The organism is Bacillus sp. BC08, assembly GCF_054326875.1.
Map to the genome: position 1 here is coordinate 150,212 of NZ_JBTGPA010000019.1, position 11,431 is coordinate 161,642.

Genomic DNA, 11,431 nt, shown 5'->3' on the forward strand with positions numbered 1-11,431 from the left:
ACAAGTTGTTCGATAGGAGAGATTAAAATGCTGAAGCCACCTTGGAAATTCAAAAAGATGCTTATCTTGCCATGTTTGTGTTCTATTACTTTTTATTTAGGCTCTCAGATGATGACTTATACAGAAGCAGCTTTCATTCATGAAACGAAAGTAGAGGCTACTATTTCTACAGCAAGTATTTTTCCAAAAACTGTTGATCAATTAATAGAACAAGCTAAGCAACATAAGGAAGTTATTTTGCATGAGTATGAAGGGATGAAATCAAAAGTAACCTTCACCTCCACGCAAGAGTTAGAACAGGCGCTTGTTACGTGGAAGCAAGGGCGTGAGAAAATAGTTGCGGAAAGAGAATTGTTACAAAAATTATATGGCTCAATAGAAACCCCTTATAATCAAGTGCAAGAAGAGTTAAAAAGAAATACAACTGAATCGAATAAGCAAGTATTCTCGTATGTGAATGCTGGATTCCATATAGTAAAAGACAACTGTGAGTATGTTGATAAAGAAGTAAATTTACAGGCGATTGATAAACAAATTCAAGATTTTGAGAAGTTACTAGTAGATGAAACAGCAAAACAAGTGAGTGAGGTTGAGAAGCAAAAGGAATTAGAAGAGAAGAAGAAACAAGAGGAAGCGAAAAAACAAGAAGAAGCGAAAAAACTAGAAGAGAAGAAGAAACAAGAGGAAGCCAAAAAGCTAGAAGAGAGTAAGAAACAAGAATAGCAAGTAAAATACAGCAACATTTAGATTGAATAGAGGTTATAAAGCTGAGTAGGTGAGAGAGTATTGCGACTCACCTATTTGGCGTGTTCTTGTTATTTTAACAGTGCACGTCAAAAAGCAGATATGAGCAAACGAGTTGGCAGCATAATGGTGAAGTATAATAATTAGTATAGATAGGGAAAATTAAGTAATGTTATTCTTTATTTCTCAATATTTTTTAGAAATTTCCAAAAAATATTGAGAAATGAAAATAACTGAAAATATTAATAAAAAATTGTTGTATTTATATAGTATCGTTCGTTATAATGAACTTAAGGTTTTTAAAAGAGAACGAACGTTAGCTAAGCTAATATAGTTTTCTTTATGTCCCTTATTGAAAAATAAGGGGTGAAAATATAAAAAACAGCTAGGGGGAATTGATTGTGAGTCTGAAAAAGAAATTAGGTATGGGAGTTGCATCAGCAGCATTGGGGTTATCTTTAATTGGTGGAGGAACATTTGCATTCTTTAGTGATAAAGAAGTATCAAATAATACATTTGCAGCTGGGACGCTAGATCTTACATTGAACCCTAAAACGCTTGTAGATATTAAAGATTTAAAACCAGGGGATTCTGTTAAGAAAGAGTTCTTATTAAAGAACAGTGGTACTTTAGCAATTAAAGACGTTAAATTAGCGACAAAGTATAGTATTACAGATGCAAAAGGTGATAATGCCGGTGAAGATTTTGGTAAGCATATTAAAGTGAAATTCCTTTGGAACTGGGATAAGCAAAGTGAACCTGTATATGAAACAACTTTAGCGGATTTACAAAATGCTGATCCTGATCTTGTTGCTAAAGATATCTTTGCTCCTGAGTGGGGAGAAAAAGGTGGCTTAGAAGCTGGAACAGAAGACTACCTATGGGTACAATTTGTATTCGAAGATGATGGTAAAGATCAAAATAAATTCCAAGGTGATTCATTGAACTTAGAATGGACATTCAATGCTAACCAAACAGATGGCGAAGAAAAATAATAAATAAAAAAAGCGGGGAATCCCCGCTTTTTTTTATAAAGAAAAAAAGAAGTGCCCGTATTAAGCACTCTTTTATATGTATTATTGTTGATTTTTCTTCCATTGTGTAAATTCAAGAAACTCACGAAATTGTTCTTTGGAGACACCTGAGCTCATCGCATCTTTAACGAGTTGTGTCCATTCGGAGTCTAAATGATTTTCCTTTGTTGTTTCATCATGAAGTAGAGTATCAACTGGAATTTGTAGAACTGCTGCGATTTTTTCAAGAAACTGAATGGAAGGGTTTTTTTGTAAATTTCGTTCTATAGAACTAATGTAAGATTTAGCAACACCAGCTTTTTCGGCAAGTTCAGTTAATGAAATACCTTTTTGTAAGCGAAGGCGTTTTATACGTTCTCCAATCATATTTGCGCACCTTTCTATCAATATGTCGTCGTCTTATGATGTCATTATTATAACATAAACTTCGTTAAAAAGAACAAACCTATTGAGCCTGACTGGATGGCTTCATACGTTGGAAAAAATGTTCGATATCTTGCAGGGCGATACCAGCGTCTAGAGCTTCAAGTATTAAATCAATCCATTCTTGGTCCAGTGCGTCAGTCTTATCTTTGTACAAATGTAATTCCTCCCTAATTATCGGTCATAACTGCTGCTACAGAATATATGATAATGCAATTGCATTTTGTGTTTTATATAGTGAATTATCAAATATTTTGTAGATAAAACAAAGATAAAATCCCCATTAAATTCCCTCTATGGCGATTATAAAGTTTCTGACAAATATTTTCAATATTTTCAGAAAACATTGTTGAATTGTGATATATTCGTATGCTAACTATGGAATTTTTACAAATATATTAAAAACATTACATAATATGACTAAATATTGAAAAAATATTGAATTTTTAATAAAATTCAATTTGTAATACATATTTTTTATTAGGGGAGGAAATAAGGGATGAACAAGAAACCATTCAAAGTTTTGTCATCAATCGCTTTGACAGCTGTATTAGGTCTTTCATTCGGAGCGGGTGGCCAGTCTGCATATGCTGAAACACCTGTGAATAAGACAGCTACGAGCCCAGTTGATGATCATTTAATTCCAGAAGAACGTTTAGCAAATGCGCTAAAAAACCGTGGGGTAATTGATTCGAAAGCTTCAGAGACAGAAACAAAGAAAGCTGTCGAAAAATATGTAGAGAACAAGAAGGGTGAAAATCCTGGGAAAGAAGTATCAAATGGGGACCCACTTACGAAAGAAGCATCTGACTTTTTAAAGAAAGTGAAAGATGCGAAAGCAGATACGAAAGAAAAGTTAGACAAACCAGCAACAGGAACACCTGCAGCGACAGGCCCAGTTAAGGGTGGTCTAAATGGTAAAGTACCAACTTCTCCAGCAAAGGGAAAAGAATATAACGGTGAAGTTCGTAAAGATAAAGTACTCGTTTTACTTGTAGAGTACGCTGACTTTAAACATAACAATATTGATAAAGAACCTGGTTATATGTATACTGACGATTTTAACAAAGAACATTATGAAAAAATGTTATTCGGTAATGAGCCATTCGCATTAGAGGATGGCAGCAAAATCGAAACGTTTAAACAATATTACGAAGAGCAATCTGGCGGTAGTTATACAGTAGACGGAACAGTTACAAAATGGTTAACAGTTCCTGGTAAAGCTGCTGATTACGGTGCAGATGCTGCTACAGGTCATGATAATAAAGGACCAAAAGGACCACGTGATCTAGTAAAAGATGCATTAAAAGCTGCTGTAGATAGCGGTATTGATTTATCAGAGTTTGACCAATTCGACCAATACGATGTAAATGGCGATGGAAATCAAAAACAACCGGACGGTTTAATCGATCACTTAATGATTATTCATGCGGGTGTTGGACAAGAAGCTGGCGGCGGTAAATTAGGTGACGATGCAATTTGGTCACATCGCTGGACAGTTGGACCAAAACCATTCCCAATTGAAGGCACACAAGCGAAAGTTCCATATTGGGGCGGAAAGATTGCAGCATTCGATTACACAATTGAACCAGAAGATGGCGCAGTTGGTGTATTCGCGCATGAATATGGTCATGATTTAGGTCTTCCAGATGAGTATGATACAGACTATACTGGCGACGGTGAACCAATTCAAGCTTGGTCTGTTATGAGTGGCGGAAGCTGGGCTGGTAATATTGCAGGAACGACGCCAACGAGTTTCTCACCACAAAATAAAGAGTTTTTCCAAAAAACAATTGGTGGTAACTGGGCAAATATCGTAGAAGTAGATTACGAGAAATTAAATAAAGGTATCGGTCTAGCAACATATTTAGACCAAAGTGTTACGAAATCTAACCGTCCAGGTATGATTCGTGTTAACTTACCAGATAAAGATATAAAAACAATTGCTCCAGCCTTTGGTAAACAGTATTACTACAGCACAAAAGGTGACAATCTTCATACAAAAATGGAGACGCCACTATTCGATTTGACAAATGCAACGACTGCGAAATTTGATTTCAAGTCATTGTATGAAATTGAAGCAGAGTATGATTTCCTTGAAGTACATGCTGTAACAGAAGATGGCCAAAAAACATTAATTGAAAAACTTGGCGAGAAAGCAAATAGTGGAAATGCACATTCAACAAATGGAAAGTGGATTGACAAATCATACGATTTAAGCCAATTCAAAGGTAAGAAAGTAAAATTAACATTTGAGTACATTACAGATGGTGGTTTAGCATTAAACGGTTTCCTACTTGATAATGCATCACTAAATGTAGACGGTAAAGTAGTATTCTCTGATGATGCAGAAGGTACACCGCAGTTCAAATTAGATGGATTCGCTGTATCTAATGGAACAGAGAAGAAAAAACATAACTATTATGTAGAGTGGAGAAACTATGCTGGTTCAGATAACGCATTGAAATATGCTCGCGGTCCAGAATACAACACAGGTATGGTTGTATGGTATGCAGACTCAGCTTATACAGATAACTGGGTTGGCTTACATCCAGGACATGGTTTCCTTGGCGTAGTTGATTCTCATCCAGAAGCAATTATTGGAACTTTAAATGGTAAACCAACAGTGGCAAGTAGTACACGATTCCAAATTGCTGATGCGGCGTTCTCATTCGATAAAACGCCAGCTTGGGAAGTTGTATCTCCAACACGCGGAACGTATAAGTATAATGGCTTAGCGGGCGTACCAAAGTTTGATGATTCAAAAACGTATATTAATAAACAGATTCCAGATGCAGGACGTATTTTACCGAATCTTGGCCTGAAGTTTGAAGTAGTAGGACAAGCTGATGATAATTCTGCAGGTGCTGTTCGTTTATATCGTTAATACAGTAAAACTACCGAGAGATTTTCTTTCGGTAGTTTTTTTGTGAGCAATGAATTTTATATAAAAGAAGAAATTATATATAATGTAACTTTACGAATAGAAATTTATTATATATGAAGTCTATATAAATAATGAAAGAATTGGATAAAAATAGTGGGAGAAGGTGAATGAATGAGTGTTTCTTCTATTGTAAATAAACAAAAGGCATATTTTTATAATGGCCATACGAGAAGTATAGAAGTGAGAAAGAATAATTTGAAGAAGCTTTATGAAGGCATTCAGCGCTTTGAAGAAGAGATATTTCAGGCATTGAAATTAGATTTAAATAAGTCAGTTCATGAGTCGTTTACAACGGAAGTTGGATATGTATTAAAAGAAATTTCTTTTCAATTGAAGCATATTTCATCGTGGAGTAAACCGAAGCGAGTTCGAACAGCACTCACTCATTTTGGATCAAAGGGGAAAGTCGTGCCTGAACCGTACGGTGTGACACTTATTATTGCACCGTGGAACTATCCGTTTCAATTAGCAATTGCACCTCTTGTAGGAGCGTTGGCGGCTGGAAATACAATTGTTTTAAAGCCGTCAGAGCTAACGCCGAGCGTTTCCAAAGTGCTTACGAGAATGTTAGAGGAATTATTCGAAGAAGAGCTTGTAGCGGTAGTAGAAGGCGGTGTAGAAGAGAGTACGGAATTGTTAAAGGAACCGTTTGATTATATGTTCTTTACAGGTAGTGTCGGTGTTGGAAAAGTTGTGATGGAAGCAGCAGCGAAACGGTTGACACCACTCACGTTAGAACTTGGCGGAAAAAGCCCATGTATTGTACATAAAGATGCAAAAATAGATGTAACAGCAAGAAGAATTGTGTGGGGGAAATTTTTAAATGCAGGGCAGACGTGTGTAGCACCTGATTATATGTATGTGCATGCTTCGGTGAAAGAACAGTTAATCGAGGCATTACGACACGAGATTGCGGAGCAGTATGGAAAAAATCCACTGAACAACGACAAGTATGTACGAATTGTGACTGAACGTCATTTTGAACGTTTATGTACATTTTTGAAAGATGGTAAAACGGTAATCGGCGGGAACTATAAAAAAGAAACTTTACATATAGAACCAACAGTGTTAACGAATGTTACATGGCAAAGTACTGTTATGGAAGATGAAATTTTTGGTCCGATTTTACCAATTATAGAATACGACAACATAGAAGAAGTAATTACCACAATTCAGCAACATCCGAAGCCATTAGCGTTATATGTATTTTCTGAAGATAAAGAAGTACAAAAGAAAGTGACGAGTAATATTTCATATGGCGGAGGCTGTATTAATGATGTTGTCTATCATCTTGCAACGCCATACTTACCTTTTGGTGGTGTTGGAAGTAGTGGATTAGGTAGTTATCATGGGGAAGAAAGTTTTCGGACTTTTTCACATTATAAAAGCATTTTAGCCCAATCTACGGCATTCGATATGAAAATTCGTTACTCTTCTACAAAAAGTGCTTTAAAATTCATACGAAAGTTGTTAAAATGATGATGGTGTTTATCAGTAGGCGTAGCCGTATGATAATAGCCCCTTCGCAATGGAAGGGGTTTTTCTGTTCGACACATGTATCGTGCGAAAATGAATCAAACATACTACATAAAGAGTAGAAGAGAACGCTGCTAAACAATCATTTTTGTTTGGATCGAAACAAAAAATAGTCTATAGAACATAAATATGTATTCATGAATATAAAAATTAAAATTTAAGGTAGATAGGACGGGAAAATGAAAAAGATTATTAAAGTTGAAGCAGTAGAAAAACATTTTGGAAATCAAGTGATTATCCCACCTCTTTCTTTAGACATTAAAGAAGGGGAATTTTTAACGATTTTAGGGCCGAGTGGTTGCGGGAAAACAACGTTACTTCGCATGATCGCAGGTTTTGAAACGCCAACTAAAGGGAATCTTTTATTAGATGATGAAAAGATTAACGATTTGCCACCATATAAGCGTCATATGAACTTAGTGTTCCAACATTATGCGCTATTCCCACATATGAATGTGGAGAAAAATATTTGTTTCGGTATGAAAATGCAGAAAGTACCGGCAGCAGAGCAGAAAGAGCGTGCTGAAGAGGCAATGCGTTTAACGCAGTTACTTGAGTTCCGTAATCGTAAACCTGCAAAGCTTTCTGGTGGACAACAGCAGCGTGTAGCAATTGCGAGAGCGATTGTAAATAATCCACGTGTATTATTACTAGATGAGCCACTTGGGGCGTTAGACTTTAAGTTAAGAAAAGATTTGCAACGTGAATTGAAAAACTTACAACGTAATTTAGGAATTACGTTCATATACGTAACGCACGATCAAGAAGAAGCGATGAGCATGAGTGATCGTATTGTCGTTATGAATAAAGGACATATTGAACAAATTGGAACGCCGAAAGAAATTTACAATAAGCCGAAAACAATGTTCGTTGCGACATTTATCGGTGAAAATAATATTGTGAAAAACGGGGAAGGCTATGTAGCAATTCGCCCTGAAAACGTAAAGGTACGTTCGGTTGAAGAGCCGATTTTAAAAGAATACCATCTTGGACATATTGAAGACGTTGAGTTTGTTGGAAATATGGAAAAGCTGTATGTACGTGACGAAAAAACATCAGAATTACTAATGGCATATCAAACTGCTGAAGAAGCAGCGCAGTGGAGCATTGGAGATAATGTATACGTAGGCTGGGAGCAAGAGGACGAGGTGACCTTAAATTGAAAAAAGGGAAATTACTCGCACTACCTACAGTTGCGTGGCTGTTAATCTTCTTCCTAATTCCCCTTCTGTTTGTATTGGCATTTGCCTTTATGCAACGCGGAGCATACGGAACAGTGGAAATGCAATTTACGTTAGAGAATATAGCTCGTGTGTTTGATCCACTATACATGGGAACGTTATGGGAAACTGTTAAGATTGCAGTTATTACAACAGTAATCTGTTTAGTAATTGGTTATCCATTTGCTTATACAATTACAATTGTTGATCGTAAATACCGTTCCATTCTTTTATTATTGGCAACGATCCCGTTTTGGATTAACTTCCTTGTTCGTTCATACGCATGGATTGTTATTTTACGTTCACAAGGTCTTGTAAACACATTGCTATTGAAACTAGGTATTATTAGTGAACCTTTAAATTTACTATATAATACACCTTCTGTAATACTCGGAATGGTCTATTCTTTATTACCATTTATGATTTTACCGGTGTATGCAGCGATTGAGCAGCTTGATAAGCGTAAGCTAGAAGCAGCTTATGATTTAGGAGCAACACCAGCAAAGGCATTTTGGAATGTAACAGTACCAATGACAATGTCAGGAATTGCTACTGGTTCTATTTTAGTGTTTGTTTCTTCTATCGGAATGTTTGTTGTATCAGACGTTATGGGTGGATCGAAAGTAGCATTAATCGGAAACGTAATTCAAAATCAATTCTTAGGAGCGCGTGACTGGCCGTTTGGATCTGCGTTATCTATGATTGTTGTTCTATTCTCTGTTCTGTTAATTTACTTATATTATCGTGCAACGAAAGTATATAAATATGATGGGAACGGAGGGGAATAAGCAAAGATGAAGAAGTTTTTAGTTTCTTATTCTTGGTTAATTTTATTATTCTTGTATTTTCCAATGATGGTTTTAATGGTATATTCCTTCAATGATTCTCGCATTAATGCGGAATGGGAAGGTTTTACATTCCATTGGTATACAGATTTATTTCAAAAGCAAGATGTTATTGATGCGTTTGTAAATAGTATGACGATTGCGATCGTAACGACGATTGTAACGACAGTTCTTGGTGTGATTTTCGCGATTGCATTACATCGTTATAAATATCGTTATGAAGGGGCTATTAACGGTCTTGTGTATTTACCAATTTTAATTCCAGATATTTTAATGGGATTATCTTTACTTATCTTATTTAGTCAATTAGGTATGGAGCTTGGCAAAACAACAATTATTATTGCGCACATTACATTTAGTATTTCATTTGTTGTCGTTATTTTAGCAGCACGTCTTTCTGGTATGGGACGTGATTTAGAAGAGGCTGCGAATGATTTAGGAGCAACGCCGTGGCAAACGTTTCGTTATGTAACGTTCCCAGCAATTGCGCCAGGAGTTATTTCAGCCGCATTATTAACATTTACATTATCAATTGATGATTTTGTGATTAGTTTCTTCGTATCAGGACCAGGATCAACAACATTGCCATTATACATTTACAGTATGGTTAAGCGCGGAGTATCACCAGAAATTAATGCACTTTCTACAATTTTAATTGTGGCTATCGTAGGATTAATGGTTCTATCTGAAATCTTCCGTAACAAAGGTGCAGATGGTGAAGAAAACTCTGGAGGACACCTTCCTTTATAATACGAACGATATAGAAAGTACGAGGGGGTAATAAATCGATGAAATTAATGAAAAGATTAGCTGGCGCAGCAATTAGCTTTAGCCTTGTTGCTGGTGTACTTGCTGGTTGTGGTGAAAAGAAAGAAGAGTTAAACATTTATAGCTGGGCTGACAATTTTGATGAGCAAGTGCTAAAAGATTTTGAAAAGAAATATAACGTGAAAATTAACTATGATAAGTATGCAAGTAACGAAGAAATGCTTGCGAAATTACAAGCAGGTGGCGCTAAGTATGATTTAATTCAGCCGTCTGATTACATGGTTAAAACAATGGCGAAAATGGATTTATTAGCGCCGTTAGATAAAAAGAATATCCCGAATATCGAAAATATGATTTCTAACTTCAAAACACCGGCGTTTGATCCAGAGAATAAATATTCTTTAGTATATACTTGGGGCGTAACAGGGATTGCATACAATAAAAAGTATGTGAAAGAAGCTCCTACAAGCTGGGCTGACCTATGGAATGAGAAATATAAAGGGCATGTAACTTTATTAAATGATTCTCGTGAAGTATTAGGTATGGGTCTTAAGAAGCATGGTTTCTCAAACAGCACGAAAGACGATGCACAGTTAAAGACAGCAGCAGATGATTTAAAGAAGCTGCTTCCAAACTTATTAGCATTTGATACAGATAATATTAAGCAAAAATTCATTACAGAAGATGCTTGGATCGGAACAGTTTGGTCTGGAGATGCAGCATTTATCGCAAAAGATAATAAAGATGTAGAGTACGTTGTACCAAAAGAAGGCGGCACAATTTGGGCTGATACGTTAGCAATTCCAAAAGGTGCGAAAAACAAAGAGCTTGCAGAGAAGTTTATGAACTACTTATTAGATGAGAAAGTAAGTGTGAAAAACTACGAATCAATTGGATACAGTAATCCAAATGAAAAAGCTCATCCTCTTCATAGTAAAGAATATCGTGAAAACCACATGATCTTCTTAACGAAAGAAGAATTAGATCGTACAGAATGGCTTGTTGATGTAGACGATAAGCTAAAAGACTATGATCGTTACTGGACAGAGTTAAAAACAAAAGGTAAATAAGTAAGGAAATGCGGTTTCTAAAATAGAAATCGCATTTTTTCATAGTAGGAGGAAATCGCTTGAAAAAGAAGTTGCATCAATATGAGGTAGTATGTATCATTTTATTACTTGCTGTATTTGGCATTATTGCTTGGCGCGTACATGCGGGTGGCGTTACAGTGATGGATACATATGTCCGAGCATTAGTAAAAGGATTACAAACAGAAGATTCGCTTACATTTTTCTCACACTATACAAAATTAGGCTCTGCCATTGGGATTGTAACTACGCTCGTTATAAGTTTACTTGTTTTTTGGAGAAAACGTTATTATGCTGCGATGATCGTGTATCCAATGGGGATTTTAATAACACATCTTGTGAATAAAGGGATAAAAGAAATTGTGAAAAGAGATCGTCCGTCGTTAAATGAAGCATTGGATGCACTTGGGTATAGTTTCCCTAGTGGGCATGCAATGTTATCTATTATGACATTCGGATTTCTTGCTTATATCATTGCGGCAAATTTGAAGAGTGTAACTGGGAAATATGTTATCACGATTTTGATGGGAATAGTCATTGTATCGATTGGGTTAAGCAGAGTTATTTTAAATGTACATTATCCAACTGATATTTTAGCTGGTTATTGCGTAGGTGGTATTTTGTTAATGATGGCGATTTACTGCCATCGTTTACTTACCGAGAGATTGGGGCTTAATAAAGAGAGATAAAGTGAAACTTTAATCAGTGGGGGTTTTCTTCATCCCCCACTGATTATTAGCCCTCACCAATCGGACTTTTATGGGCAGTTGATCCCCCACCTAACTTCTTTGCTTTCGCTGCATTTTGAGGTGGGGGTCTTACTGCC

At 36.1% G+C, this 11,431-nt stretch carries 11 protein-coding genes; 9 read left to right on the top strand and 2 right to left on the bottom strand.

Features of this window, described 5'->3' with window-relative positions; genetic code table 11:
* Window positions 1-27: 27 nt before the first annotated feature.
* Together ACXVYO_RS04340 and calY are read left to right on the top strand one after the other, a co-directional pair.
* A complete protein-coding gene (locus ACXVYO_RS04340) occupies window positions 28-723 on the top strand; it encodes a DUF4047 domain-containing protein (protein ID WP_458466140.1) in 696 nt (231 codons plus the stop codon).
* A 422-nt stretch (window positions 724-1,145) separates the two neighbouring features.
* Window positions 1,146-1,739, top strand: coding sequence for a biofilm matrix protein CalY (gene calY, locus ACXVYO_RS04345; protein ID WP_336181020.1), 594 nt, complete (start codon window positions 1,146-1,148; stop codon window positions 1,737-1,739).
* Window positions 1,740-1,820: 81 nt separating this feature from the next.
* On the opposite strand, the gene ACXVYO_RS04350 is transcribed toward calY, so the two are convergent.
* Window positions 1,821-2,144, bottom strand: coding sequence for a helix-turn-helix domain-containing protein (locus tag ACXVYO_RS04350; RefSeq protein ID WP_097816659.1), 324 nt, complete (start codon window positions 2,142-2,144; stop codon window positions 1,821-1,823).
* A gap of 79 nt (window positions 2,145-2,223) precedes the next feature.
* Window positions 2,224-2,358 carry an anti-repressor SinI family protein gene (locus ACXVYO_RS04355; RefSeq protein ID WP_000276217.1) on the bottom strand — a complete coding sequence of 45 codons (135 nt, stop codon included), beginning with the start codon at window positions 2,356-2,358 and terminating at the stop codon, window positions 2,224-2,226.
* Between the two features lie 342 nt (window positions 2,359-2,700).
* Here ACXVYO_RS04355 and inhA1 point away from each other — a divergent pair, with 342 nt between their 5' ends.
* The 7 genes from inhA1 to ACXVYO_RS04390 all read left to right on the top strand — a co-directional run bounded on the left by inhA1 (window position 2,701) and on the right by ACXVYO_RS04390 (window position 11,294).
* Window positions 2,701-5,088, top strand: a complete 2,388-nt coding sequence (inhA1, locus tag ACXVYO_RS04360) for a M6 family metalloprotease immune inhibitor InhA1 (protein ID WP_458466141.1) — start codon at window positions 2,701-2,703, stop codon at window positions 5,086-5,088.
* 171 nt (window positions 5,089-5,259) lie between these two features.
* Complete coding sequence (locus tag ACXVYO_RS04365) at window positions 5,260-6,627, top strand: aldehyde dehydrogenase (RefSeq protein ID WP_458466142.1); 1,368 nt, start codon at window positions 5,260-5,262, stop codon at window positions 6,625-6,627.
* Window positions 6,628-6,863: 236 nt separating this feature from the next.
* Window positions 6,864-7,847: a spermidine/putrescine ABC transporter ATP-binding protein PotA gene (gene potA, locus ACXVYO_RS04370; RefSeq protein ID WP_000720323.1), complete on the top strand. Its 984-nt coding sequence runs from the start codon at window positions 6,864-6,866 to the stop codon at window positions 7,845-7,847.
* Window positions 7,844-8,692, top strand: coding sequence for a spermidine/putrescine ABC transporter permease PotB (potB, locus tag ACXVYO_RS04375; RefSeq protein ID WP_000715495.1), 849 nt, complete (start codon window positions 7,844-7,846; stop codon window positions 8,690-8,692). The genes potA and potB overlap by 4 nt, the downstream gene beginning before the upstream one ends.
* Window positions 8,693-8,698: 6 nt before the next feature.
* The gene (gene potC, locus ACXVYO_RS04380; RefSeq protein WP_000714199.1) at window positions 8,699-9,499 is read left to right on the top strand and encodes a spermidine/putrescine ABC transporter permease PotC; all 801 of its coding nucleotides are present in this window, start codon (window positions 8,699-8,701) and stop codon (window positions 9,497-9,499) included.
* Window positions 9,500-9,537: 38 nt separating this feature from the next.
* Window positions 9,538-10,587, top strand: a complete 1,050-nt coding sequence (potD, locus tag ACXVYO_RS04385; protein WP_063261875.1) for a spermidine/putrescine ABC transporter substrate-binding protein PotD — start codon at window positions 9,538-9,540, stop codon at window positions 10,585-10,587.
* A 59-nt stretch (window positions 10,588-10,646) separates the two neighbouring features.
* The gene (locus tag ACXVYO_RS04390; RefSeq protein ID WP_458466143.1) at window positions 10,647-11,294 is read left to right on the top strand and encodes a phosphatase PAP2 family protein; all 648 of its coding nucleotides are present in this window, start codon (window positions 10,647-10,649) and stop codon (window positions 11,292-11,294) included.
* Window positions 11,295-11,431 lie beyond the last annotated feature (137 nt).

Excerpts from the sequence above, each read along its gene's own strand:
- potD (WP_063261875.1), top strand. The coding sequence starts at position 9,538 with ATGAAATTAATGAAAAGATTAGCTGGCGCAGCAATTAGCTTTAGCCTT.
- inhA1 (WP_458466141.1), top strand. The coding sequence starts at position 2,701 with ATGAACAAGAAACCATTCAAAGTTTTGTCATCAATCGCTTTGACAGCT.
- potA (WP_000720323.1), top strand. The coding sequence starts at position 6,864 with ATGAAAAAGATTATTAAAGTTGAAGCAGTAGAAAAACATTTTGGAAAT.
- ACXVYO_RS04350 (WP_097816659.1), bottom strand. The coding sequence starts at position 2,144 with ATGATTGGAGAACGTATAAAACGCCTTCGCTTACAAAAAGGTATTTCA.
- potC (WP_000714199.1), top strand. The coding sequence starts at position 8,699 with ATGAAGAAGTTTTTAGTTTCTTATTCTTGGTTAATTTTATTATTCTTG.
- ACXVYO_RS04365 (WP_458466142.1), top strand. The coding sequence starts at position 5,260 with ATGAGTGTTTCTTCTATTGTAAATAAACAAAAGGCATATTTTTATAAT.
- ACXVYO_RS04340 (WP_458466140.1), top strand. The coding sequence starts at position 28 with ATGCTGAAGCCACCTTGGAAATTCAAAAAGATGCTTATCTTGCCATGT.